At 66.4% G+C, this 22,790-nt stretch carries 25 protein-coding genes; 22 read left to right on the top strand and 3 right to left on the bottom strand.

Annotated features, from left to right (window positions below; translation table 11 throughout):
- The first annotated feature begins 38 nt into the window (after positions 1-38).
- Together ACZK2G_RS05665 and ACZK2G_RS05660 are read left to right on the top strand one after the other, a co-directional pair.
- Positions 39-911, top strand: coding sequence for a PhzF family phenazine biosynthesis protein (locus ACZK2G_RS05665; RefSeq protein WP_136638381.1), 873 nt, complete (start codon positions 39-41; stop codon positions 909-911).
- Between the two features lie 95 nt (positions 912-1,006).
- Positions 1,007-1,885 carry a PhzF family phenazine biosynthesis protein gene (locus ACZK2G_RS05660; protein WP_478474884.1) on the top strand — a complete coding sequence of 293 codons (879 nt, stop codon included), beginning with the start codon at positions 1,007-1,009 and terminating at the stop codon, positions 1,883-1,885.
- Positions 1,886-1,931: 46 nt separating this feature from the next.
- Here ACZK2G_RS05660 and ACZK2G_RS05655 read toward each other — a convergent pair whose 3' ends face one another.
- Positions 1,932-2,363, bottom strand: a complete 432-nt coding sequence (locus ACZK2G_RS05655; protein ID WP_014646276.1) for an OsmC family protein — start codon at positions 2,361-2,363, stop codon at positions 1,932-1,934.
- Positions 2,364-2,734: 371 nt separating this feature from the next.
- Between ACZK2G_RS05655 and ACZK2G_RS05650 the strand changes: the two genes are divergently transcribed.
- The 4 genes from ACZK2G_RS05650 (at position 2,735) to ACZK2G_RS05635 (ending at position 4,961) form a co-directional block, all read left to right on the top strand.
- Positions 2,735-3,133, top strand: coding sequence for an HU family DNA-binding protein (locus ACZK2G_RS05650; protein WP_012510328.1), 399 nt, complete (start codon positions 2,735-2,737; stop codon positions 3,131-3,133).
- Positions 3,134-3,386: 253 nt separating this feature from the next.
- Positions 3,387-3,695 carry a DUF3861 family protein gene (locus tag ACZK2G_RS05645; RefSeq protein ID WP_046985682.1) on the top strand — a complete coding sequence of 103 codons (309 nt, stop codon included), beginning with the start codon at positions 3,387-3,389 and terminating at the stop codon, positions 3,693-3,695.
- Between the two features lie 56 nt (positions 3,696-3,751).
- A complete protein-coding gene (locus tag ACZK2G_RS05640) occupies positions 3,752-4,282 on the top strand; it encodes a hypothetical protein (protein WP_430766478.1) in 531 nt (176 codons plus the stop codon).
- A gap of 82 nt (positions 4,283-4,364) precedes the next feature.
- Positions 4,365-4,961: a YceB family lipoprotein gene (locus tag ACZK2G_RS05635; protein WP_046985680.1), complete on the top strand. Its 597-nt coding sequence runs from the start codon at positions 4,365-4,367 to the stop codon at positions 4,959-4,961.
- An 84-nt stretch (positions 4,962-5,045) separates the two neighbouring features.
- Here the strand turns inward: ACZK2G_RS05635 and ACZK2G_RS05630 are convergent, their stop codons facing one another.
- Positions 5,046-5,513 (bottom strand): SET domain-containing protein, encoded by a 468-nt coding sequence (locus tag ACZK2G_RS05630; RefSeq protein ID WP_010483549.1) that lies wholly within the window; start codon positions 5,511-5,513, stop codon positions 5,046-5,048.
- Between the two features lie 211 nt (positions 5,514-5,724).
- Between ACZK2G_RS05630 and ACZK2G_RS05625 the strand changes: the two genes are divergently transcribed.
- From ACZK2G_RS05625 to ACZK2G_RS05605, 5 genes are all read left to right on the top strand, one after another.
- Complete coding sequence (locus ACZK2G_RS05625; protein WP_046985679.1) at positions 5,725-6,180, top strand: SUF system Fe-S cluster assembly regulator; 456 nt, start codon at positions 5,725-5,727, stop codon at positions 6,178-6,180.
- Between the two features lie 17 nt (positions 6,181-6,197).
- Entirely contained in the window at positions 6,198-7,673 is a 1,476-nt protein-coding gene (sufB, locus tag ACZK2G_RS05620) for a Fe-S cluster assembly protein SufB (RefSeq protein WP_046985678.1), read from the top strand.
- Between the two features lie 72 nt (positions 7,674-7,745).
- The gene (sufC, locus tag ACZK2G_RS05615) at positions 7,746-8,510 is read left to right on the top strand and encodes a Fe-S cluster assembly ATPase SufC (RefSeq protein ID WP_004147524.1); all 765 of its coding nucleotides are present in this window, start codon (positions 7,746-7,748) and stop codon (positions 8,508-8,510) included.
- Positions 8,510-9,772 carry a Fe-S cluster assembly protein SufD gene (gene sufD / locus ACZK2G_RS05610; protein ID WP_136638379.1) on the top strand — a complete coding sequence of 421 codons (1,263 nt, stop codon included), beginning with the start codon at positions 8,510-8,512 and terminating at the stop codon, positions 9,770-9,772. The genes sufC and sufD overlap by 1 nt, the downstream gene beginning before the upstream one ends.
- A complete protein-coding gene (locus ACZK2G_RS05605; protein ID WP_478474881.1) occupies positions 9,769-11,025 on the top strand; it encodes a cysteine desulfurase in 1,257 nt (418 codons plus the stop codon). Before sufD ends, ACZK2G_RS05605 begins: the two co-directional genes overlap by 4 nt.
- A 15-nt stretch (positions 11,026-11,040) precedes the next feature.
- On the opposite strand, the gene ACZK2G_RS05600 is transcribed toward ACZK2G_RS05605, so the two are convergent.
- The gene (locus ACZK2G_RS05600) at positions 11,041-11,691 is read right to left on the bottom strand and encodes a transposase (protein ID WP_478474880.1); all 651 of its coding nucleotides are present in this window, start codon (positions 11,689-11,691) and stop codon (positions 11,041-11,043) included.
- A gap of 208 nt (positions 11,692-11,899) precedes the next feature.
- Here ACZK2G_RS05600 and ACZK2G_RS05595 point away from each other — a divergent pair, with 208 nt between their 5' ends.
- The 11 genes from ACZK2G_RS05595 to ACZK2G_RS05545 all read left to right on the top strand — a co-directional run bounded on the left by ACZK2G_RS05595 (position 11,900) and on the right by ACZK2G_RS05545 (position 22,759).
- Entirely contained in the window at positions 11,900-12,439 is a 540-nt protein-coding gene (locus tag ACZK2G_RS05595; protein ID WP_295377323.1) for a GNAT family N-acetyltransferase, read from the top strand.
- Positions 12,436-12,768 carry a non-heme iron oxygenase ferredoxin subunit gene (locus ACZK2G_RS05590; RefSeq protein WP_010483575.1) on the top strand — a complete coding sequence of 111 codons (333 nt, stop codon included), beginning with the start codon at positions 12,436-12,438 and terminating at the stop codon, positions 12,766-12,768. Before ACZK2G_RS05595 ends, ACZK2G_RS05590 begins: the two co-directional genes overlap by 4 nt.
- Positions 12,769-12,969: 201 nt before the next feature.
- Positions 12,970-13,374: a hypothetical protein gene (locus ACZK2G_RS05585; protein WP_046987136.1), complete on the top strand. Its 405-nt coding sequence runs from the start codon at positions 12,970-12,972 to the stop codon at positions 13,372-13,374.
- 165 nt (positions 13,375-13,539) lie between these two features.
- A complete protein-coding gene (locus tag ACZK2G_RS05580) occupies positions 13,540-15,843 on the top strand; it encodes a TonB-dependent receptor (protein WP_478474879.1) in 2,304 nt (767 codons plus the stop codon).
- A gap of 69 nt (positions 15,844-15,912) precedes the next feature.
- Positions 15,913-16,632 (top strand): tetratricopeptide repeat protein, encoded by a 720-nt coding sequence (locus ACZK2G_RS05575; protein WP_046987135.1) that lies wholly within the window; start codon positions 15,913-15,915, stop codon positions 16,630-16,632.
- 10 nt (positions 16,633-16,642) lie between these two features.
- Positions 16,643-17,320, top strand: a complete 678-nt coding sequence (locus ACZK2G_RS05570) for a Fe2+-dependent dioxygenase (protein WP_046987134.1) — start codon at positions 16,643-16,645, stop codon at positions 17,318-17,320.
- A gap of 164 nt (positions 17,321-17,484) precedes the next feature.
- The gene (locus ACZK2G_RS05565) at positions 17,485-17,886 is read left to right on the top strand and encodes a hypothetical protein (RefSeq protein WP_046987133.1); all 402 of its coding nucleotides are present in this window, start codon (positions 17,485-17,487) and stop codon (positions 17,884-17,886) included.
- Between the two features lie 145 nt (positions 17,887-18,031).
- Positions 18,032-20,458: a TonB-dependent receptor domain-containing protein gene (locus tag ACZK2G_RS05560; protein ID WP_478474877.1), complete on the top strand. Its 2,427-nt coding sequence runs from the start codon at positions 18,032-18,034 to the stop codon at positions 20,456-20,458.
- Between the two features lie 173 nt (positions 20,459-20,631).
- The gene (locus ACZK2G_RS05555) at positions 20,632-21,270 is read left to right on the top strand and encodes a PepSY-associated TM helix domain-containing protein (RefSeq protein ID WP_478474875.1); all 639 of its coding nucleotides are present in this window, start codon (positions 20,632-20,634) and stop codon (positions 21,268-21,270) included.
- A 41-nt stretch (positions 21,271-21,311) separates the two neighbouring features.
- Positions 21,312-21,830 (top strand): DUF2271 domain-containing protein, encoded by a 519-nt coding sequence (locus tag ACZK2G_RS05550; protein WP_005408420.1) that lies wholly within the window; start codon positions 21,312-21,314, stop codon positions 21,828-21,830.
- A gap of 125 nt (positions 21,831-21,955) precedes the next feature.
- Positions 21,956-22,759, top strand: a complete 804-nt coding sequence (locus ACZK2G_RS05545) for a DUF4198 domain-containing protein (RefSeq protein WP_046987130.1) — start codon at positions 21,956-21,958, stop codon at positions 22,757-22,759.
- Positions 22,760-22,790: the final 31 nt, after the last annotated feature.

The raw sequence follows: 22,790 nt of genomic DNA, 5'->3' as shown, positions 1-22,790 counted from the left end.
GGGCGGAACCTTTGATTCTAAGCGCAATATCCCCGTAGATGGCCGTCCTCCGTTACCTCCAGCTCGATGTCTTCGCCCCCCGCCCCGGTACCGGCAACCCCCTGGGCGCCGTGCTGGACGCCGACGATCTCTCCGGCGAGCAGATGCAGGCTCTGGCGGCCTGGCTGAACCTGTCCGAGACGGTGTTCTTCCTGCGCCCCAGCGCGCCCGACGCCGACTACCACATCCGCATCTTCACCCCGACCCGTGAGCTGGCTTTCGCCGGCCACCCCAGTGTTGGCGCGGCCTGGACGGCGGTGACCTGCGGCCTGGCCCAACCGCGCGAGGGTGCGCTGGTACAGCAGTGCGCCGCAGGGTTGCTGCCGGTACGGGTGAGCGGCCCGGCTGAGGCGCTGCAGATCCAGCTGGCCAGTCCGCCGGCGCGGCAACGGGCGACGACAGCCGACGGGGTGCCCGAAACGCTGCTGGCCCTCGCCGCCAACGGGCATGCGCCGGAACTATGGGACAACGGCGCGCGCTGGTGGCTTCTGCCGCTGCGCGATGCCACCACCGTACGCAACCTGGTGCCGGACATGGCCGCCCTGCGTGACTGGAGCCTGGCCACCGACGCAACCGGCGTGGCCGTGTTCGCTGACGAAGCCGGTACTGACCATTCCCGCGTGGTGCGCGCGTTCTGCCCTGCGGATGCGGCCAGCGTGCCCGAGGATCCGGTGACCGGCAGCGCCAATGCCCTGATCGGCGCCTGGCTGCGGCAGCGCAACGCCCTGCCCGGCCGCGAGGGCTGCTACGAGGCCAGCCAGGGCCGCGAAGTCGGCCGCGATGGCCGCGTACAGGTAAAAGTCGATGCAGAGGGCACGGTCTGGATCGGCGGCCAGGTGCAGCCGGTCATCGACGGCAACATCCGCTGGTAGCGCCGGGCCATGCCCGGCGGCCTTGCCGCGCTGCGCACTCGCGGGGCATGGCCCCGCGCTACCGTATTCCCCTTCATTCCTGGAGTTTCAACCCGATGACCACCCGCCGTTTCCTGCAGCTGGATGTGTTCTCGCCGCGCCCCGGCGCGGGTAATCCGCTGGCCGTGGTACTCGATGCCGAAGGCCTGGACGACGCCAGCATGCAGGCCATCGCGCGCTGGACGCGCCTGCCGGAAACCACCTTCGTGTTCCCGCCGCAGGCCGCCGGCGCCAGCTATCGGCTGCGCATGTTCAGCCCGCAGAAGGAAGTACCGTTCGCCGGCCACCCCAGCGTCGGCACCGCGCACGCGGTACTGCAGGCAAACCTGGCCGCGCCGGTCGACGGCGTCCTTGTGCAGGACGGCATTGCCGGCGCGCTGCCGCTACGCGTCAGTGGCGAGGCTGCGCAGCAGCGCATCGCCATACGCACCCCGCGCGCGCAGCTGGCCGAGACCGCCGACGCCACCGATCCACGCCTGCAGGCAGTCCTGGAAGGGTGGCCGCTGGGCACGCTGCCGCCGGCACGCATGCAGGGCGGGCGCAGCTGGTGGGTGGTGCAGGTAGCCGATGAGGCCGCGTTGCGCGCGCTGCAGCCGGACTGGGATGCGGTGGCCGCACTGGCTGAGTCCACCGACAGCATGGGCCTGTTCGCCTATGCCTTCAGCGATGGCAGCGAGGGGTTCGACCTGGCGGTGCGCGCCTTCGTCGGCAACGGCCGTCGCTTCGAAGACGCCGCTTCCGGCGCCGCCAACGCCGTGCTCGCCGCATGGCTGGACCTGCGCGACGCCTTGCCCAAGGGCCGCGCACCGTTTGAAGTCAGCCAGGGTCGCGAAGTCGGTCACGATGCGCGCTTGACCCTTTTCGTCGATGAAGACGGGGAAGTCTGGTCCGGTGGGCAGGTTCAGACAGTGATCAGCGGCACCATTGATTGGTGATCCCGTACGGCGTGGTGGCGCCGGGCCATGCCCGGCGCTACCGACCTCAACCCAGCTCGGCTTCCAGGCTGATCGGCACCGCGCTCAGCGCCTTGGACACCGGGCAGTTCTGCTTGGCGTCATCGGCAATGGCACGGAACTGTGCCGCATCGATGCCGGGCACCACGGCCTTCACTTTCAGCCGGATCTGCGACAGCTGCGGGCCGCCTTCCAGTGACAGATCGACCTTGGCCTCGGTATCCAGCGAGGTCGGGGTGAAGCCGGCTTCGCCGAGCTTGGCCGACAGCGCCATGGTGAAACAGCCTGCATGTGCAGCAGCGATCAGCTCTTCCGGATTGGTGCCTTTTTCGTCGCCGAAACGGCTGTTGAAGCCATAGCGCGTCTTGTCCAGCAGGCCACTCTGCGGCGTGCTCAACTGTCCCTTGCCTGACTTCAGATCGCCTTCCCAGTGCGCGGTGGCGTGTCGCGAGATTCCCATGTGCTGCTCCTGCGTGGCGGTGATGAACGTTTACCCTCGCACGGCATGCGTTAGCCCTGCGTCGCTCCGCTGCACGCCGGACGTCACCCTGGACGCAGGCACGTGGACACTTCCTCGCCATGAGAACGCGCATTTTTCCCTTGTTTTCAGTAATTTCGCGCATCCCCGTGCGACCGGGACGAGCATTGCCGGCCGCACCGCGGTACCCCCAGCCCCCACCACCGGCCATGTACTGAATCGGCCTGGATATGAAAAAACATGCACTTTCCGCACTCCAGGCTATTGGCGGCGCCCGAGAGTTGCCCTACATTGCGCTTGCCGACGGGGTTCGGCGCCGACCAAACAACCAACCGTTCACGGAACAGGAAACCATGGCAAAGACCGCTAAGAAGGCTGCCCCGAAGAAGGCAGTGAAGAAAGTCGCGACGAAGGCAGCCGCCAAGCCGGCCGCTCCGAAGCCGATCAAGGAAGTGCTGACCAAGTCCGGCCTGGTTGCACACATCGCTGAAGCCTCCGGCGTCATCGCCAAGGACGTCCGCGCTGTGCTGGCCTCGCTGGAAAGCGCTGTCGCCTCCTCGGTGCACAAGAAGGGCGCTGGCTCGTTCACCCTGCCGGGCCTGCTGAAGATCAGCACCGTCAATGTGCCGGCCAAGCCGAAGCGCAAGGGCATCAACCCGTTCACCAAGGAAGAACAGTGGTTCGCCGCCAAGCCGGCCACCACCAAGCTGAAGGTGCGTCCGCTGAAGAAGCTGAAGGACGCTGCGCTGTAAGCGCGCGCCCCAACGCGGATTCCGACGGGACGGCTCAGGCCGTCCCGTTTTTTTTGTCCGAACCGCAGGCCGCAACACAGCGTTGCCGCAGCCAGCGGATTGCCCGCACAGGCCCGCCGCCATTGGATGAGCGTGTTACCTGCCGGCACGGAACCTACCGGGTGGAACACTGCGTGCAGCGCCGGCCATCGCCGCCGGCCGTGGCCTTGCCTATCGTGGGCACATCCTCCACAGCTACGGCGAGCACACCCTCATGGCCAGCCCCTCCACCCGCTACCGGATCTCGGTGACCCCCATCGAAAAGGACGGGGTGCAGTGCACCGGGCGCTGCACCATCGAACTGGAGCACCGCGCCAGCCGCGACCTGATGCGCCTGCTGGAAGCTGCACCGCGCACCGCTGGGCTCAGCGGCGACGAGCGTGCGACAGTCGTGATCGCCACCCAGCTGCTGCGCGATATCGTGCAGCGCCATGCCGAAACCGAAGGCCACGCACTGGGCGCGATCGCCACGCAGGTGCTGCCGGCGCTGGATGCGCTGGAACAGCTGCCGTCCTCCCGCTGAGACCGGCGCAGTCGATACACTGCCCTCCTTCACGTCGCCCCGGGGAGGAGGCAGGCATGCGCAGGTTCCTGTTGTTGATCGCGCCGCTGGTGCTGTTCGGCTGTTCGCGGCCGGAGGCGCAACCGGATCCAACCAGCGCTCCTGCGCCGCCGCCGGCTCCGGCCGCTGCCAGTGCAGAGGCCGAAGCGCCCGCACTGCAAGCCACCGCGGTCGACCCGCTGTTTGCCGCCGTCGCGGCCGAAGCCGAGCTCCCGGCCGCAATGCTCAATCGCTATGTCATGGCACTGCTCAACCGGGACCGCAAAGGCGCCGATGCCGCCTGGACCTTCCCGCCCAGCGATGCACGACGCGCGGACGACGCCGCGTTGCGCCAGCTGGAGGACGTCCGCAGCCTGCGCCTGACGACCGGGTCGCCGATCGCCCGCGATGGCCACCAGCCACCACAGCTGCTGGAGATCCCGGTACAGATCCGTGCAGCGACCCCCCAGGGCACGTTCCGCTTCGGCGGCTGGTACCGGGTGCACCCCAGCAGCGATGGCCGCGCCTGGCAGATCCAGTCGGCGCAACTGCGGCCAACGCTGGACTGAACCGTTGCAGCGGCATGCACGCACGATTCAGCCGGCAAGGCTACTCTTTGATCCATCCATTCTGCATTCACCGGTCACCGCCATGCGCCTGCGTTCCCTGATGACCCGCCTTGCCGCCTCCACCGTACTGATCGCCGCGGCGATCGGCGCGCAGGCCGCCCCTTCCATTTCCGGCCGCGAACTGTCGGTCGGCGCCAGCGATGTGCAGCAGTACCTCGATGGCAGTTTCCCCCGTACCCAGGACGCCCTGGGTGGCCTGATCGCGCTGACCATGAGCCATCCGCAGCTGAGCCTGCCGGCCGGCGAACGACTGAACCTGGGCATGGATGTGGCACTGGCGACCGCTGGCGGCAACCCGGCCAAGCTCGGTACGGTGAAGCTCAGCAGCGGCCTGCGCTACGACGCACAGACCCAGGGTTTCCATCTGCAGCAGCCCAGCGTCGATGACTTCACTCCGGCCAACCAGGGCGGTCGCCTCGACTCGCGCACCCGCGGCCTGCTCAATGCCTGGCTGAGCGACTACGCCCAGCGCGAGCCAATCTACAAGCTGGACCCGGCCATGGCCGGCGTGCTCGGTGCACTGCAGGTGCAGTCGGCACAGGTGAAGAACGGCAAGCTGGTGGTCACCTTCAACCAGAACCTGGGCAACCTGGTACCGGCAGGCGTGCTCGGAAAATAAAACAAGGCAGCGCCGGGCCATGCCCGGCGGCTTCTGATTCTCCCGCGCACCGCGATCGCCGGGCATGGCCCGGCGCTACCGCAATCAGCGCTTGGGCTGCAGCATGGTGCCGGTGCACTTGGGCGAACCGCAGCGGCACTCCCAGATCTTCTTCAGCTTGGCCGTATGGCGCTCGGCCAGGGTGATGCCGTAGTTGTAGGTCAGCTCTTCGCCCGCCTTGATATCGCGCAGTGCCTCGATGAAGACCTTGTCGCCGCGGCTGTCGCCGTCCTCGTCTTCCTCGATCACCGCCTCGCAGTTCGGGTCGCAGCTGTGGTTGATCCAGCGCGCGTCGTTGCCCTTGTAGTTGGCATCGATCACCCAGTCGTCGTTGAGGGTGAACAGGAAGGTATGGCCACTTTCAACATCGCCGCTGTCATCGGCATCGACGTCGCCGTGGCTGCGCAGCAGGCCCTTGTACTGGATCACGCGCTCGCCCTGCTTGATCGGGGCCACGGAAAACACACCGTTGCCGTGGATGGCGGACTTGCGGGCTTGGATCTTCTTGGGCATCGGCAAGGGAGGTCTGCAGCGAAAGGAACGTTGATTCTCGCCCATTCCGGGTGATTGCGAAAATCATCCCGTTGGCTCAGCATTGGCGCCCTGGCAACGGCCCCGGTGAGTGCTCCCGGCCCGGCCCCCGGCGCCAGCTGAATGCCCGGCTTGGATGGTGGCGAATAAAAGCGTACAATTTCAGTCCGCTTTAAGAACCGCTCGCATCCCCATGTTGCGCGTCACCAAACTCACCGATTACGCCACCGTGGTACTGACCGTACTCGCCGCCCGCCCGGGCGAGGTGCTCAGTGCCACCGAGCTGGCCGAATTCACTGGTCTGGAACCGCCGACCGTCAGCAAGGTACTCAAGCCGCTGGCCCAGGCCGGCCTGGTCGAGGGCCTGCGCGGCGTCCGTGGCGGCTACCGGCTGACCCGCGCGGCCGTCGAGATCTCGCTGTTCGAAGTGGTCGAAGCGATGGAAGGGCCGCTGGCCCTGACCGAATGCAGCCACGACCACCACCAGTGCGGCATGGCGCCCAAGTGCGGCGCGCGCAGCAGCTGGCGGCTGATCAACGACGTGGTCTCCGAGGCCCTGCGCGACGTCACCCTCGCCCAGATTCTCCCCCCTCTCCCCCTTGCCGATGACGAACAGCGCCGCACCATCGCTGTCGACGTCGTCTCCTGATCCGTAGGCAGCCCCCCATGGCCACCGAAACCATCGAAAACGTCGCCCACGACGACACCCCCAACCGCGAGATCCACGAGCAGCTCGGCCGCAAGTATTCGGCCGGCTTCATCACGGACATCGAATCAGACTCCCTTCCCGCCGGCCTGGACGAGGACACCATCCGTGCCCTGTCGGCCAAGAAGGAAGAGCCGGAATGGATGACGCAGTGGCGCCTGGACGCCTACCGCCACTTCCTGACCATGCCGATGCCGAACTGGGCCAAGCTGCAGATCGCCCCGATCGATCTGCAGGCGCTCAGCTACTACTCCGCGCCGAAGGGCCCGAAGTACGCCTCGCTGGATGACGTGCCCAAGGAACTGCTCGACACCTACGACAAGCTGGGCGTGCCGCTGCACGAGCGCGCCAAGCTGGCCGGCGTGGCGGTGGACGCGGTGTTCGACTCGGTGTCCGTCGGCACCACCTTCCGCAAGGAACTGGCCGAGAAGGGCATCGTGTTCTGCTCGATGTCCGAAGCGATCAAGGAACATCCGGAGCTGGTCAAGCAGTACCTCGGCACCGTGGTGCCGGTCGGCGACAACTATTTCGCCGCGCTCAATTCGGCGGTGTTCTCCGATGGCAGCTTCGTGTTCATCCCCAAGGGCGTGCGTTGCCCGATGGAGCTGAGCACCTATTTCCGCATCAACGCCGGCCACACCGGCCAGTTCGAGCGCACGCTGATCATCTGCGAGGACAAGGCGTACGTGTCCTACCTGGAAGGCTGCACCGCGCCGATGCGCGACGAGAACCAGCTGCATGCGGCGGTGGTCGAGCTGGTCGCGCTGGAAGATGCGGAAATCAAGTACTCCACGGTGCAGAACTGGTACCCGGGCGACGAGAACGGCGTCGGCGGCATCTACAACTTCGTCACCAAGCGTGCCGAATGCCGCGGCGCACGCAGCAAGGTCACCTGGACCCAGGTCGAGACCGGCTCGGCGATCACCTGGAAGTACCCGTCCTGCGTGCTGCTGGGCGACGACTCCGTCGGTGAGTTCCACTCGGTGGCGCTGACCCACCACCGCCAGCAGGCCGACACCGGCACCAAGATGATCCACATCGGCAAGCGCACCAAGAGCAAGATCATCAGCAAGGGCATCAGCGCCGGCCGCGGACAGAACACCTACCGCGGCCTGGTCCGGGTCGACCGCAACGCAGATGGCGCGCGCAACTACACCCAGTGCGATTCACTGCTGATCGGCAAGCAGTGCGGTGCCCACACCTTCCCCTACATCGAGGTGAAGAACCCCGGCGCCACGGTCGAGCACGAGGCCACCACCTCCAAGATCTCCGACGACCAGCTGTTCTACTGCCGCGCTCGTGGCATCAGCCAGGAAGACGCGGTGTCGATGATCGTCGACGGCTTCTGCAAGCAGGTGTTCCGCGAGCTGCCGATGGAGTTCGCGGTGGAAGCCAAGAAGCTGCTGGAAGTCTCGCTGGAAGGCTCGGTGGGCTGACCGCCTGCCGCCCCTCGCACAACGCATTCTCTTTACCGGCGGGCCACGGCCCGCACCACGGAAACCCCCACCATGCTGAAGATCGAAAACCTCCACGCCCGCATCGGCGACAAGGAAATCCTCAAGGGCCTGTCGCTGGAAGTGAAGCCCGGCCAGGTGCACGCCATCATGGGCCCCAACGGCGCCGGCAAGTCCACCCTGGGCAATGTCCTGGCAGGCCGCGACGGCTATGACGTGACCGAAGGCAGCGTGCAGTTCGAAGGCACCGACCTGCTCGACCAGGATCCGGAAGCGCGCGCCGCCGCCGGCCTGTTCCTGGCGTTCCAGTACCCGGTGGAAATTCCGGGCGTGAACAACACCTACTTCCTGCGCGCGGCACTGAACGCCCAGCGCAAGGCACGCGGTGAGGAAGAACTCGATTCCATGCAGTTCCTCAAGCTGGTGCGCCAGAAGCTGGCCGTGCTGCACCTGAAGGACGAATTGCTGCACCGTGGCGTCAACGAAGGCTTCTCCGGTGGCGAGAAGAAGCGCAACGAGATCTTCCAGCTGGCCGTGCTGGAGCCGAAGCTGGCGATCCTGGACGAGACCGATTCGGGCCTGGACATCGACGCGCTGAAGAGCGTCGCCGACGGCGTCAACGCACTGCGCAGCGCCGACCGCTCGTTCCTGGTCATCACCCACTACCAGCGCCTGCTGGACTACATCAAGCCGGACGTGGTGCACGTGCTGGCCGACGGCCGCATCGTCAAGAGCGGCGGCCCGGAACTGGCGCTGGAGCTGGAAGCGCACGGCTATGACTTCCTGAAGGATCGCGTGGTGCGCGAGGCGGCGGTCTGATGAGCGCCCTGCTCGACTCGATGGCCCAGGCCTTCTGCGGCAGCGATGCGCGCCGCGAAGTGTTGGATGCGGCCCTGCGCGATGGCCTGCCGGCCGCCCGCAACGAAGCCTGGAAGTACACCTCGCTGCGCCAGCTGGAGCGCCGCGCGTTCGCCGCGGCACCGCTGCAGGGCCCGGCCCTGGACGTCGCGCTGCTGGAAGACATTCCGGCGCCGCGCCTGGTGTTCGTCAACGGTCGCCTGGATGCCACGCTGAGCGACGTGCAGGCGTTGCCGGCCGGCGTGCAGCTGCAGCCGCTGTCGGCCGCGCTGGCGGACGGTGAGGATGCCGTTCGTTTCCTCGGCCGCCGTTACGAGCGCAGCGAAGAAATCTTCGCCCGACTCAACGCCGCCCTGGCCGATGAAGGCGTGGTGCTGCGGGTGGACGAAGGCGTGCAGGTCGAAGCCCCCCTGCAGCTGGTGTTCGCCAGCGTGGCCGGCGACACCGACCTGGCCTGGCATCACCGTCACCTGATCGAACTGCGTGCCGGCGCACAGCTGGGCGTGGTCGAGCACCGCTTCAGCGTCGGCGATGCCGCCCATCTGGACAACACCGTGCTGCATGCCCACGTCGCCCGTGACGCAGTGCTCCAGCATGCCCGCGTACAGGCCGGCAGCGCGCGCCAGACCAGCTTCCTGCGCACCGATGCGGTGCTGGCCCGCGACGCGCAGTACCACCGCGTCGACCTGGAACTGGGTGCCGCGCTCAGCCGCCATGAACTGAACGTGCGCCTGGAAGGCGACAACGCCCACCTGACCGCCAATGGCGTGCTGCTCGGCAATGGCCGCCGCCACGTCGAGACCCGCCTGGGCATCGACCACATCGCGCGCGATACCAACTGCGAGCTGCTGTGGCGCGGCGTTGCGGCCAACCGCAGCCGCGTGGTGTTCCATGGCGGCATCCAGATCCGCGAAGGCGCCGACGGCACCGATGCGAACCTGTCCAACAAGAACCTGCTGCTGTCGCCCGACGCCGAGATCGACACCCAGCCGACGCTGGTGATCGACGCCGACGAGGTGAAGGCAGCGCACGGCGCGACCGTCGGCCAGCTCGATGCCAATGCGCTGTTCTACCTGCGCACGCGCGGCCTGCCGCAGGCGCAGGCGCAGGCACTGCTGAGCGCCGCGTTCTGCCACGAGCCGCTGAAGGTGCTGCCCGAAGCGCTGCGCGCGCAGTTGGCACGCCGCCTGGACAAGGCGCTGGCCGAGGCAGGTGTGGCATGAACCTGTCCTCGCCGCGACCGATCGAAGAACGCACCGGCAGCCCCGACTGGGACCGCGTCCGCCTCGACTTCCCGCTGCTGATGCGCGAAGTGCACGGCAAGCCGCTGGTCTATTTCGACAATGCCAACACCGGCCAGAAGCCGGTGCAGGTGATCGGCGCGGTGGACGAGTTCTACCGCCGCTACAACGCCAACGTCAGCCGCGCAGTGCACGCACTGGGCAGCGAAGCCACCGATGCCTATGAAGGCGCACGCAACAAGCTGGCGCGCTTCCTCAACGTGCGCCCCAGCGACCTGGTGCTGTGCAGCGGCACCACCTTCGCCATCAACCTGGTGGCGTACTCGTGGGCACTGCCACGGCTGAAGGCCGGTGACGTGATCCTGATCACGCGCATGGAGCATCACGCCAACATCGTGCCGTGGCAGCTGGTTGCGCAGCGCACCGGCGCCACCATCCGCGTGGCCGAGATCACCCCCGATGGTGCGCTGGACCTGGACGCGTTGCGCGCGGCGATGACCCCCGAGGTCAAGCTGCTCGCCGTCACCCACGTGTCCAACGTGCTGGGTACGGTCAATCCGGTGCGCGAGATCTGCCGTGAAGCGCGCAAGCGCGGCATCATCACCGTGGTCGATGGCTCGCAGGCGGTGCCGCACCGCAAGGTCGACGTCGCCGCGATCGGCTGCGACTTCTACGCCATCACCGGCCACAAGATGTGCGGACCGACCGGTACCGGCGCACTGTGGGCCCGTCGCGAGCACCTGGACGCGATGCCGCCGTTCCTCGGCGGCGGTGAGATGATCAAGGAAGTCAGCTTCGACGGCACCGTGTTCAACGATGCCCCGCACAAATTCGAAGCCGGCACCCCGAACATCGCCGGTTTCATCGGCCTGGGCGTGGCCGCCGACTACCTGCAGCAGCTTGGCCAGGAGAACGTGGAATCGCGCGAAGCCGAACTGCTGGCACACTTCACCGAAGAGCTGCGCCGCGTCGACGGCCTGCGCATCATCGGCGAAGCGCCGGAGAAGGCCGCCGTGGTCTCGTTCCTGATCGACGGCGCGCATGCGCATGACCTGGCGACCCTGCTCGACCTGGAAGGCGTGGCCGTGCGCTCGGGCCAGCACTGCGCGCACCCGCTGCTGCAGTACTTCGGCGTCGCCGCCACCTGCCGTGCCTCGCTGGCGTTCTACAACACGCACGCCGAGATCGAGCGGTTCATGACCGCGTTGACCAAGGTGCGCAAGCTGTTGGGGTGAGCCCGCAGACCGGGGTCAGATCCCTTTCGCCTGGCGAAAGGGCTCTGACCCCATCAACGTTGCCGCCATCCGCCGCTGCGATTGCACCGCCTTCCGTATCGAAGAGAGATCCTGCGCAGGGATACCCTGCTCGATGAACTCGGCGTAGCACCTGCACCGCTCATCCGCATCGGTGGCAATCAACTCAAAGGCCGGATGCGGCACGAGCAATGCGTTCACCCTGCCCTGCGCATTCGCGCGATAGCTCGACCAGCGATAGTCACCAGGATGCGCCACCTTCCCCGCCCGAACCGGGTTGAGCTCGATGTAGCGCTGGCAGGCCAGCAGATAGCGATCCGTATCCACCAGCGTGGAGTGGAAGCGCCCTTCCCATAACGTGCCGGTGCGGCCCTGCCGATCATTCACCCGACGTACGTAGGTCCGGCTCACGGCCTGCATCATCCGTGACAGCCCGCCGCAGACATCAGGCGTTGCCAGAAGATGGACGTGATTGTCCATCAGCACATAAGCGTGGACCCGACAGTGCTGCTGGCCTGCGTGATGACACAGCAGACGCAGGTAGGCCACGCGGTCGTCATCCGTGAAGAACACGGGCTGGCGATTGTTGCCACGTTGAATGGCATGTTGCGGGTATCCGGGCGCATCGATCCTTCGGGGGCGTGGCATGAGCGTTTCCTGGGGCTGAGGGGTCAGAGCCCTTTGCTGCACAAAGGGATCTGACCCCGAGCATCTGCCAATTCCGAACCTGTGCCAGTCGGTCCATGGCCTGCCGTTGGGTCAGTAGACGTCGGGGTCAGATCCCTTTCGCTTTGCGAAAGGGATCTGACCCCACCTCCCCATTTGCGCCCGCCCACGCCCCACCTAGAATGGGGCAATGAGCACCCTGACCTACCGGGCCGCCACGTCGGCCGACATCCCCGCCCTGATCACCCTGGTCACCTCCGCCTACCGTGGTGACGCCAGCCGTGTCGGCTGGACCACTGAAGCCGACCTGCTGGACGGCGCCCGCATCGACGCCGAAGGCATCCAGGCCGACCTGGACCGCCCGCGCTCCACCATCCTGCTGGCCGAGCGCGGGAACCAGCTGGTGGCCTGCGCCCACGTTGCCGATGTCGATGGCAAGGGCTACTTCGGCATGTTCTCGGTCGACCCGGCCCAACAGGGCGGCGGTGTCGGCAAGCAGATGATGGAGGCTGCCGAAGCGCATGCCGCGCGCGAATGGAGCGTGCCAGTGATGCAGATGACGGTGATCGACGTGCGCGACGAGCTGATCGCCTTCTATGAACGCCGCGGCTACCAGCGTACCGGCATCAAGAAGCCGTTCCCGTATGGGGACGAACGCTTCGGCATCCCCAAGCGCGACGACCTGCGCTTCGAGATCCTGGAAAAGCCGTTGGCCGGAGCCGCCACGTGAGCGAGGCCTGGACCTTTGTCTGTGCCGGCGCCGAGCTGTTGCCGGGTGAAATGAAGAGTGTGTTCGACGAGGTGACCGGAACGCCGATCGTGGTGTTCAACCTCGACGGCGAGCTGTACGCCCTGGAAGACCAGTGCACGCATGAAGAGTTCGAGCTCTCCTCGGGCGAGTTCAACACCACCGAGGGCAGCGTGGAGTGCGTGCTGCACGGCGCGCGCTTCGACGTGCGCGATGGCCGTGCCCTGTGCGCCCCGGCCTACAGCCCGGTGCCGAAGTTCCCGGTAAAGCGCGAGCACGACGCGATCTGGACCCGCGACGACCGCGATTGAGGCGGTGCCGCCCGGCAGGGACCCGCCCATGCGCGCGCCTGCCGGGGAGCACACCCATGAGGTGGATCTACCGGATCGCCCTGAGCGGCCTTCCAGGGCCTTTCGGGGGCATCGAGATCGCACGCCCGATTGCGCACATGCGAATCATTATCGTTGATGTTATTCTACGTAACATCTTCGTAACGACTCCGCCTCCGCGCCATGGCTTCGCCCGCGCCCACCGCCACGCTGCGCCAGCTCGCCCGTCAAGGGTGGCCGCTGCTCGTGGCCGCGCTGCTGACGCTGTTGCTGGGCTGGTCGGCACTGCACGAAGGACGCGGCAACGGCCCTGCTGCCCACGGCTGGCAGGCACACGCTGACGATCTGCAGCAGGTCATGCCGATGCCGGCCCCGCCGGCGGACGAATGCCCGCACCATGCCGCGCCAGCACCGGAGCCGCCGCTGGATGGCGAGGGCACCACGCCCTGTACCGGACTGGCTCCCCCGCGCGCCGCCCTGGTCGCGCATGTTCCGCTGTGGCGTTCCGACGCCCTGCGCTGGCAGCTGCATGATCCCGCGCTGCGGTTGAACCCCGGCCACGCACCGCCCGCACCGCACGCCAGCTGAGGCGCCCTGCGGCCGTTGGCGTGTGCCTGAGGTCGTTCACCGCGTAGCCGAGCATCGGCTCAGCTCTATCGGCTCAGCTCTACAGAAACCGCTTTCTACGTGCCGTCGCGCTGTCTGCGCTTCGGCCCTCGCCCTTTCCTGATCCAAGCCACCGCCACCCAGACCATGACCCACATCACGTCCCGCAAGCACGCCCCGCGCGTTTCCCTGCTCGCTACCGCCACCCTGGCCGCCGGCTTCGCACCGCTGGTCGCACAGGCCGCCGACAACGCCGATGCCAGCTCCCGCAAGGCCACCGACCTGGACAAGGTGCAGGTGCGCGGCAGCTGGTTCAATCCGTCCTCGCCGAAGTTCACCGCTGAACTGCTGAACACTCCGAAGTCGGTGTCGATCGTGTCGGAGAAGCTGATTGCCGAAACCGGCGCGACCAACCTGCAGGATGCGCTGCGCATGGTCCCAGGCATCACCTTCGGTGCCGGCGAAGGCGGCAACCCGACCGGCGACCGCCCCTTCATCCGTGGCTTCGATTCGCAGAGCAACATGTTTGTCGATGGCTTGCGCGACGTCGGCTCGCAGACCCGCGAAATCTTCGACCTGGAGCAGGTGGAAGTGGTCAAGGGCCCGAGCTCGGCCTACGGCGGCCGTGACTCCGGTGGTGGCAGCCTGAACCTGGTGAGCAAGACGCCGAAGCTGAAGAACGAGACCAGCGCAAGCATGGGCATCGGCACCGACAGCTACGCGCGCGGCACCGTGGACGCCAACTACGTGCTGGGCGATGGCATCGCCGCCCGCCTGAACCTGATGAAGCACGAGTCGGACATTGCCGGCCGTGACGCTGCCAATGTCAGCCGTTGGGGTATCGCACCGTCGATCGCGTTTGGCCTGAACGGTCCGGCGCAGCTGATCGCCAGCCACTACCACATGCAGAGCGATGACCTGCCGGATGCAGGCGGTTTCCCGTACAACAATCCGTTCGCCAGCGGCCCGAACGTGGCCAAGAACGGCGATGGCCGCCCGATGGTGCCGGACCGCAACAACTACTACGGCCTGGTCGACCGCGACTTCCAGCGCACCCGCGCCGACATCAGCACCCTGGACGCCAGCTACGACTTCGGCGGCCACAAGCTGCGCAACATCGCGCGCCTGGGCAACACCAGCAACGACTACCTGTGGACCCAGCCGGACGACAGCAAGGGCAACCCGAACAATTACGGCACCTTGTGGCGCCGCACCAACAGCCGCGCCGTCGACGTCAAGAGCTTCGCCGACCAGCTCGGTCTGACCGGCGCCTTCCAGACCGGCGCGCTCAAGCACAGCTACAGCGCCGGCGTGGAATACAGCGACGAGAAGATGACTCGCGGCAGCTACCTGATGACGCCGGGCACCGCCAACCCGCTGGAAACCGCCGCCAACAGCTCCGTGTGCCGGGTGTCCGGCGCCGCCACCAACTACAACTGCACCGACTTCAACAACCCGAATCCGAACGATCTGTGGGCTGCCGGTCAGATCGTCTATCGCAGCAACAAGGCGCTGGACGTTGAACAGCGCACCAAGACCAAGTCCGCCTATCTGTTCGACACCATCGAGCTCAATGCACAGTGGAGCTTCAACGTCGGCCTGCGCTATGACGATTACAGCACCACGCTGACCACGCCGGTGCTCAACGCAGCGCCGACCCGCCTGCGCAACGACAACGACTTCGTGAACTACCAGGCCGGCGTAGTGTTCAAGCCGGCGGCCAACGGCAGCATTTACCTGTCGTGGGGCACCTCCTCGACCCCGCCGGGCATGGACGGTGGCGATGGCTCCGACGGCCTGACCGGGCTGGTGGCCGACCTCAAGCCGCAGGACACCAAGAACCTCGAATTGGGTACCAAGTGGGACCTGCTGGACAACCGCCTGAACCTGACCGCGGCGATCTTCCACACCGTGATGAACAATGCACGTGTGACCATCGACAACGGCACCAGTCAGAACGCCGGCAAGAAGGAGATCAACGGCTTCGAGCTGGGCTTCAACGGCCAGCTGACCGACGCCTGGAGCCTGTATGGCGGTTACACCTACCTGGACTCGGAACTGAAGGACAACGGCTTCGTCTGTGCCGTGTCCGGCCGCACCTGCCCGTCCAACGTCTACGTGCCGTCGCCGAACAACGGCAACGAGTTCCCGAACACCGCCAAGCACAGCGCCAACCTGTGGACCACCTACCGCTTCCCGATCGGCCTGACCGTCGGTGCCGGTGCGTTCTACTCGGACAAGCAGTACGGTGATGTGGCCAACACCAAGTGGATCGCCAGCTACACCCGCTTCGACGCGATGGCCAGCTACGCGATCCAGGACAACATCAGCCTGCAGCTCAACGTGCAGAACCTGACCGACAAGACCTACTTCACCAAGGCCTATGCCTCGCACTACGCGAGCATCGCCCCGGGTCGCTCGGCCACCCTGGCACTGAACGTGAAGTTCTGATGTAACTTGGCTCCACCACGGCGGCAGGCTCTCCTGCCGCCGTTTTTGTTTCCGGCGATACTCACCCCCATGGCAACCCTTACCCCCATCGACAGCGATGCTCTGGCCGAGCTGCTGCAGCACGACCCGCAGGCTGCCTTCGCGCGCGTGCGCGACGCCGCGCAGGCCGGACAGGTCGAGGCACAACTGCTGCTCGCGCAGATGCACATGGAAGGCAAAGGCACCGCACAGGACGCCCCGGCGGCACTGCTCTGGTACGAAACCGCCGCCAACAACGGCGCGCCGATGGCGATGAACATGCTTGGCCGCTGCCACGAACTGGGCCAGGGCACCGCCCCCGACCCGACACTCGCCGCAGTGTGGTACCGGCGCGCGGCCGACACCGGCCTGGACTGGGGCCTGTACAACCTGGCCAACCTGCTGGCCACCGGCCGCGGCGTGACCCAGGACCGCGCGCAGGCACTGGCCCTGTACACCCGTGCCGCACACCTGGGCCATGCCAAATCGATGAACCTGCTGGCCCGCCACCTCGAAGACGGACTGGATACCGCGCCCGATCCACAGGCAGCGCTGGCCTGGTACCAGCGCGCGGCCGAGGCCGGTGATTTCCGCGGCCAGGCCAACTACGCCTCGATCCTGCTGCAGGCCGGCCAGATCGAGCAGGCCGTGCACTGGCTGCGGCTTGCACTGGCCCACGGCAGCCCGGCGTTCATGGCGCACATCGTGCCGGAACTGGCCGCGTCGCCGCATCCGCAGGTGCGCGCACTGGTCGCACCGCCGTCCCTCTGAGGAGTCCCGCATGCTGCTGCACATCCCCGACATTCTCAGCGCCGACCAGGTCGCCGACTTCCGGCGCCGCCTCGACGCCGCCGACTGGACCGATGGCCGCGAAACCGTGGGGCATCTGGGCGCACAGGCCAAGCACAACCAGCAGCTGCCCGAGGCCTCGCCGCTGCGCCGCGAACTGGGCGAGATCATCCTCGTCGCGTTGGCCCGGCACCCGCTGTTCTTCAGCGCCGCGCTGCCGCTGAAGTACCTGCCGCCGCGCTTCAACCGCTACAGCGGGGGCGGCACCTATGGCTTCCACGTCGATGGTGCGGTGATGAACCTGGCCAACGGTGAGCAACTGCGCTCGGACATCTCCTGCACCCTGTTCCTGTCCGCGCCCGAGGAGTACGAGGGCGGCGAGCTGATCATCAGCGATACCTACGGCGAACACGAGGTAAAGCTGCCGGCCGGCGACCTGATCGTGTATCCGTCCAGCAGCCTGCACCAGGTGCGGCCGGTCACCGGCGGCGCGCGCATGGCCTCGTTCTTCTGGGTGCAGAGCATGATCCGCGACGACGTGCAGCGGCGCCTGCTGTGGGAAATGGATGGCTCGATCGAACGCCTGCGGCAGACCGGCGGCGACGCCGAGGCGGTGCTGCAGCTGACCGGCGTGTACCACAACCTGCTGCGGCGCTGGAGCGAAGTCTGAGCCCCGTCGGGGCGGCCTGCGACATTTTGGCAATCATTCTCATTTGCAACGGCTAACAGCTCTCATTACAATCACGCCCCGTTGATGCCGGCCGCTGCCGGCAGACCCTTGGGGACCCCCGCTTGCTGCGCCCGCTTCGCCCTCGTCCACTCATCCATCGCAAGATGGGCACCGCCATGCGCGGCCAGCGTCCCGCGCTGGCCAGCCTGCTGGCGTGGGTGGCGATGCTGGCCTTGCTGCTGGGCACCCTGCCGCTGCTGCCACACGACCAGGCCGGAATGGCCGTGCAGATGCCGCTGGAAGAGCGCGGTGGCGAAGCGCCGCTGCAGGAAGAGGCACCGGCCAAGCTGCGCCGCTGTGCTGCAGCTCCGGTGAAATCAGCCGAGAAGGCACGCCCGCCGTTGCTGCTGGCCAGCCACTGGCTGCGCACTGAGCTGGAACTCGTACCCGCCACGCCGGCCATGCCCGGCGTGCGCCTGGACTGGCCACTGGCCGCTCCGGACACGCCCTGGGCCGATGCGCCCGGGCGTCGCCAGCAACGCGGCCAGGCGCCGCCGCTCGCCTGATCCACGGCCCGACGTGACCGCCCGCGCGGTCGCACCTGCACGCCGCTGCCTGCTTCATCCCTGCCGCCCCTGACCGGGCCTTCCGTGCCTGCCGCGCCCTTCGCGCACGGCGTCGCACCACCCTGCATCCTTCGAGGTTACTGCCATGGCCCAGCGCCATCGTGTCCGTTCGTCCCTGTCCCGTACCCTGCTGACCAGCGCCGTGCTGGCGGCCATGGCCACCCCTGCCCTCGCCCACGGTGACGCTTCCGGCGCGCCACAGACGCTGGACAAGGTGGTGGTCACCGCCTCCGGCTTTGAGCAAAAAATTACTGACGCGCCGGCCAGCATTTCAGTCATCACCCAGGAAGAGCTGACCAAGCGCCCATACATGACCCTGTTGGATGCAGTCCGCGATCTGGAAGGCGTGGACGTTGGCGAGACCCGCGACAAGACGGGCCAAGGCACCATTTCCATGCGCGGCATGGGCTCGGACTACACGCTGATCCTGATCAATGGCCGCCGCCAGAACAATCACGGCGACATCTACCCGAACAACTTCGGCGGCAACCAGTTCAACCACATCCCACCGCTGGACGCGATCGAGCGCATCGAAGTCATCCGCGGCCCGGCTTCCACACTGTACGGCGCCGACGCCATGGGTGGCGTCATCAACATCATTACCAAGCGATCGCTGGACCGCTGGAGTGGCTCGGCCACCCTTGCAGGCACCTTCGAGACCGATGACGATTTCGGTGACGACCGCACTGCAGACCTGTATGTGACCGGCCCAATCGTTCCCGGTGTACTGAACCTCAGCGCACGCGCCAGTTGGTATGACCGCGATGCTTCCAATCCCGTCTACTCGCCGGCGATCGACCCCAACGGCACCCCCCATGCGCGCACGCTGGGCTTTGGCGGCGGTGGTAAAACAGTCGACAACACGAATAAAGCAGGTGGTCTGAGCCTTGAATGGAACATCAACGAAGATCAACGCCTGACGCTTGACTACGACACCTCGCGCCAGGAATACGACAACTCGATCAAGATCAATGATGCCGGTGTCGAGGAGTACCCGGTTGGTACGGTAGACAACATCAACAGCATCTGGCGCACGGCCAATTTCTGCCGCAACGGCAGCGGTGCCAATGCCAACGCGTGCCGGACCAGTGGCGGTACGTGGGCACGCCGGGCCGACCCGCGCGTGGGCTATGGACCGACCCAGGAATTCACCCGCGATGCATGGGCGTTGACCCACGAGGGCAAGTGGGGCTTTGGTAACAGCCTGGTGTCCCTCTCGCACGTATCAACCAACAACGATGGCCGGACGATGCCATTCACTGTCGCGGAACGCGAGTTGCTGCTGCAGATGATCGACGGCACCGGTGCCTATAGTGGCCGCTCAACGGCTGAACGCCGCGCGCTGGCTGAATCGACCTTCCTGCCACGGCCTCGACGCACGCTCGAAAGCGCCCAGTACACCTTCGATGCAAAGTTGGACATTCCCTTCCAGGCCGCAGGCCAGCATGTCGCTGTTGTCGGTGCGCAGGTCATCCGTGGTGAACTGACCGACGGCGTGTTCGGCACCGAGCGCGGAATGCCCGGCCAGAAGCAGGAGCACAACATGTACTCGCTGTTCGCTGAGGACACCTGGACCGTCATCGCGCCGCTGGGAATCACCTATGGCCTGCGCTACGACGACCACGAGGTATTCGGCGACCACTTGAGCCCGCGCCTGTACGGTGTGTACACCGTCAATGAACAGTGGACGGTGAAGGGTGGTGTCAGCACGGGCTTCAAGACACCCAAGACCACTCAGCTGTACGACGGCGTCACCGGCTTCGGCGCGCAAGGCACGCTACCGATGTTCGGCAATCCGAACCTGAAGCCCGAAACCAGCACCAGCACCGAACTGGCGGTCTACTGGCAGCATCCAGACGGGCACAACTTCAATGCCACGGTGTTCCACAACCGCTTCGACGACAAGATCGCCTCACAACCCTGCGGCGGCCGCTTCGCTCTGGCCTGCACCTCAACGGGCGACTACGCCGAGCTGGGCTACGCCAACAGCAGCAAAACGGTGAACATCGATGAAGTGATCATTCAGGGCGCCGAAGTAGCTGGTCGATGGAACATCGGCGAGCGTTTCGGCCTGCGTGCGAACTACACCTACACGGACAGTGAGCAGAAGAGCGGCGCGGAGAGGGGCCTCCCGCTGGGCAACAGCGCGCGGCACATGGCCAATGCGACCTTCGACTGGCAGGTCAGCGAGCGCTTCAATATGTTTCTGACTGCAGAGGCGCGCTCCAAGCGCTTCCGTGGGCTCAACGCCACTACGCGCGAGAAGCTCTACTACAAGGACTACACCACTCTGCATCTGGGTGCTTCGTTCGAAGCGACGCAGTGGCTGACGGTCAATGCACGTATCAACAACCTGCTGGACCGCGATTTCACCACTTACCAAGCCAGCTTCACCGACCTGGACGGCAGTGGGGTATATGGCGATTCGAGCAATGAAGTGCTGTTCGAAGACGACTACAACAACAAGGACAAGGCCCGCAGCGTCTGGGTGAGCCTGAACTTCAAGTTCTGATCGTTAGCGCTCCATCCACGCATGGCGTGGATCTACTGATCTGCGGGATTGCCGGCCAGTCGGTAGTGCCGGCCGCTGGCCGGCAATCCCCCAGGGATACAGAACGATACGCAATTGCGAGCTATTCTCATCAATGATGTAATGGGCAGTCCCCGTCAGCCCCGAACCGTGCCGTGAGCCGTCCTGCCTTCTCCTCCGTGCAGCAGCAACAGAACCGTGGCTTCTGGCTGCGGACGCTGCACCAGTGGCACTGGATCAGTTCGGCGGTGTGCCTGATCGGCATGCTGCTGTTCGCGGTGACCGGCCTGACCCTCAACCATGCGGCGAAGATCGAGGCCAAGCCCCAGGTGCAGAACCAGCATCTGGAACTGCCCGCCGAACTGCTGGGCCAACTGGGCACGCGCGAAGACGGCAACGCGCCGATTCCGCGCCCGGCACGGCAATGGCTGGACACGCAGCTGGGCATCGCCATCGGCGGGCGCCCGGCCGAGTGGTCGGCCGAAGAGATCTACCTGTCGCTGCCGCGCCCCGGCGGCGACGCCTGGCTGAGCATCGATCGCGAGACCGGCGCGGTGGAGTACGAATCAACCTCGCGCGGCGCGGTGTCCTACCTCAACGACCTGCACAAGGGCCGCAACGCAGGCCCGGCGTGGGGCTGGTTCCTGGACCTGTTCGCCGTGGCCTGCCTGGTGTTCTGCATCACCGGCCTGTTCCTGCTGCACCTGCATGCACGGCAGCGCCGCATGACCTGGCCGCTGGTCGGCCTCGGCCTGATGATCCCGCTGCTGATCGCCCTGCTGCTGATCCACTGACTTCCCCCCATGAATTCCATCCGTTTCCCCGGAGCCGCCCCATGCGCGTCACCCTGACCATCGCCCTCAGCGGCCTGCTGGCCACCTCGCCGGCCTACGCCACCACCCTCGACATCAACGTCGAAGTGCCCAAGCTCAACGTGGCCGAGTACCACCGCCCGTACGTGGCGGTGTGGCTGGAAGGCGCCGACCAGAAGGTCGCGGCCAACCTGTCGGTCTGGTACCAGCAGACCAGCAACAGCGAAGGCCACGGCACCAAGTGGCTGCCCGACCTGCGCCAGTGGTGGCGCAAGAGCGGCCGCACCCTGCAGGTGCCGGTGGACGGCGTGACCGGCCCGACCCGCCCGGCCGGCAAGCACGCGCTCTCGTTCAACGACAGGCAGCCGGCGCTGAAGCAGCTGGCCCCCGGCAACTACACCCTGGTGGTGGAAGCGGTGCGCGAAGTCGGCGGCCGTGAACTGCTGAAGATCCCCTTCACCTGGCCGGCCACCGCCGCACAGAACGGCAAGGCGCAGGGCGCCACCGAACTGGGCCAGGTCACCCTCGCCGTCAAACCGTAATTGCCTGAGCCGGGGTCAGAGCCCTTTCCGCTGGAAAGGGATCCGACCCCATCGCAGCACCCTTGGGGTCGGATCCCTTCCGCAGGAAGGGCTCTGACCCCACCACCACCCCTGGAGTCTTCCGCATGAAGCGCACGCTCGTCCTCGCCGCCGCTCTGGCCGCTGCCCTTCCGTTCTCGGCCCTGGCCCACAAGGCATGGCTGCTGCCCTCGCAGACCGTGATCGCCGGCAACGCGCCGTGGATCACCGTCGACGGTGCGGTCTCCAATGACCTGTTCTATTTCAATCACGTGCCGCTGCGCCTGGAGTCGGTGGTGATCACCGCGCCGGATGGCAGCACCGTGCAGGCGCAGAACGCCGCCACCGGCAAGTACCGCAGCGTGTTCGATGTCGAGCTGAAGCAGCAGGGCACTTACCGCATCGCGTCGGTCAATGACGGCCTGTTTGCCACCTACGAGCAGAACGGCGAGCGCAAGCGCTGGCGTGGTACCGCCGCCACCTTCGGCGAACTTCCCAAGGATGCGAAGAAGCTGGAAGTGAGCCAGTCGGTGGGCCGCGTGGAAACCTTCGTCACCAACGGCGCGCCGAACGACACCGCGCTGAAGCCGACCAATCGTGGCATCGAGCTGGTCGCCGTCGGCCACCCGAATGATCTGTTCGCCGGCGAGGAAGCCACCTTCCGGGTACTGGTCGACGGCAAGCCGGCCGCCGGCCTGGAGTTCGAGATCGTGCGTGGTGCCACCCGCTACCGCAACGCGCAGGACGAGCTGAAGGTCACCAGCGATGCCAAGGGCGAGATCAAGGTGACCTGGCCGGAAGCCGGCATGTACTGGCTGGAAACCGGCACCGAGGACAACAAGACGTCGGTGAAGCAGGCCGCCAAGCGCCGCCTCAGCTACGTCGCCACGCTGGAAGTGCTGCCGCAGTAATGACGTGGACCGCGATGCCGGGCAGACCCGG

This window comes from Stenotrophomonas sp. 107298_Sma (assembly GCF_056480345.1).
This window is presented reverse-complemented; position numbering and strand designations above follow the sequence as displayed.

What these genes read in the sequence shown, in the direction of transcription:
- ACZK2G_RS05665 (WP_136638381.1), top strand. Translation starts at nt 39, where the DNA reads ATGGCCGTCCTCCGTTACCTCCAGCTCGATGTCTTCGCCCCCCGCCCC.
- ACZK2G_RS05660 (WP_478474884.1), top strand. Translation starts at nt 1,007, where the DNA reads ATGACCACCCGCCGTTTCCTGCAGCTGGATGTGTTCTCGCCGCGCCCC.
- ACZK2G_RS05655 (WP_014646276.1), bottom strand. Translation starts at nt 2,363, where the DNA reads ATGGGAATCTCGCGACACGCCACCGCGCACTGGGAAGGCGATCTGAAG.
- ACZK2G_RS05650 (WP_012510328.1), top strand. Translation starts at nt 2,735, where the DNA reads ATGGCAAAGACCGCTAAGAAGGCTGCCCCGAAGAAGGCAGTGAAGAAA.
- ACZK2G_RS05645 (WP_046985682.1), top strand. Translation starts at nt 3,387, where the DNA reads ATGGCCAGCCCCTCCACCCGCTACCGGATCTCGGTGACCCCCATCGAA.
- ACZK2G_RS05640 (WP_430766478.1), top strand. Translation starts at nt 3,752, where the DNA reads ATGCGCAGGTTCCTGTTGTTGATCGCGCCGCTGGTGCTGTTCGGCTGT.
- ACZK2G_RS05635 (WP_046985680.1), top strand. Translation starts at nt 4,365, where the DNA reads ATGCGCCTGCGTTCCCTGATGACCCGCCTTGCCGCCTCCACCGTACTG.
- ACZK2G_RS05630 (WP_010483549.1), bottom strand. Translation starts at nt 5,513, where the DNA reads ATGCCCAAGAAGATCCAAGCCCGCAAGTCCGCCATCCACGGCAACGGT.
- ACZK2G_RS05625 (WP_046985679.1), top strand. Translation starts at nt 5,725, where the DNA reads ATGTTGCGCGTCACCAAACTCACCGATTACGCCACCGTGGTACTGACC.
- sufB (WP_046985678.1), top strand. Translation starts at nt 6,198, where the DNA reads ATGGCCACCGAAACCATCGAAAACGTCGCCCACGACGACACCCCCAAC.
- sufC (WP_004147524.1), top strand. Translation starts at nt 7,746, where the DNA reads ATGCTGAAGATCGAAAACCTCCACGCCCGCATCGGCGACAAGGAAATC.
- sufD (WP_136638379.1), top strand. Translation starts at nt 8,510, where the DNA reads ATGAGCGCCCTGCTCGACTCGATGGCCCAGGCCTTCTGCGGCAGCGAT.
- ACZK2G_RS05605 (WP_478474881.1), top strand. Translation starts at nt 9,769, where the DNA reads ATGAACCTGTCCTCGCCGCGACCGATCGAAGAACGCACCGGCAGCCCC.
- ACZK2G_RS05600 (WP_478474880.1), bottom strand. Translation starts at nt 11,691, where the DNA reads ATGCCACGCCCCCGAAGGATCGATGCGCCCGGATACCCGCAACATGCC.
- ACZK2G_RS05595 (WP_295377323.1), top strand. Translation starts at nt 11,900, where the DNA reads ATGAGCACCCTGACCTACCGGGCCGCCACGTCGGCCGACATCCCCGCC.
- ACZK2G_RS05585 (WP_046987136.1), top strand. Translation starts at nt 12,970, where the DNA reads ATGGCTTCGCCCGCGCCCACCGCCACGCTGCGCCAGCTCGCCCGTCAA.
- ACZK2G_RS05580 (WP_478474879.1), top strand. Translation starts at nt 13,540, where the DNA reads ATGACCCACATCACGTCCCGCAAGCACGCCCCGCGCGTTTCCCTGCTC.
- ACZK2G_RS05575 (WP_046987135.1), top strand. Translation starts at nt 15,913, where the DNA reads ATGGCAACCCTTACCCCCATCGACAGCGATGCTCTGGCCGAGCTGCTG.
- ACZK2G_RS05570 (WP_046987134.1), top strand. Translation starts at nt 16,643, where the DNA reads ATGCTGCTGCACATCCCCGACATTCTCAGCGCCGACCAGGTCGCCGAC.
- ACZK2G_RS05565 (WP_046987133.1), top strand. Translation starts at nt 17,485, where the DNA reads ATGGGCACCGCCATGCGCGGCCAGCGTCCCGCGCTGGCCAGCCTGCTG.
- ACZK2G_RS05560 (WP_478474877.1), top strand. Translation starts at nt 18,032, where the DNA reads ATGGCCCAGCGCCATCGTGTCCGTTCGTCCCTGTCCCGTACCCTGCTG.
- ACZK2G_RS05550 (WP_005408420.1), top strand. Translation starts at nt 21,312, where the DNA reads ATGCGCGTCACCCTGACCATCGCCCTCAGCGGCCTGCTGGCCACCTCG.
- ACZK2G_RS05545 (WP_046987130.1), top strand. Translation starts at nt 21,956, where the DNA reads ATGAAGCGCACGCTCGTCCTCGCCGCCGCTCTGGCCGCTGCCCTTCCG.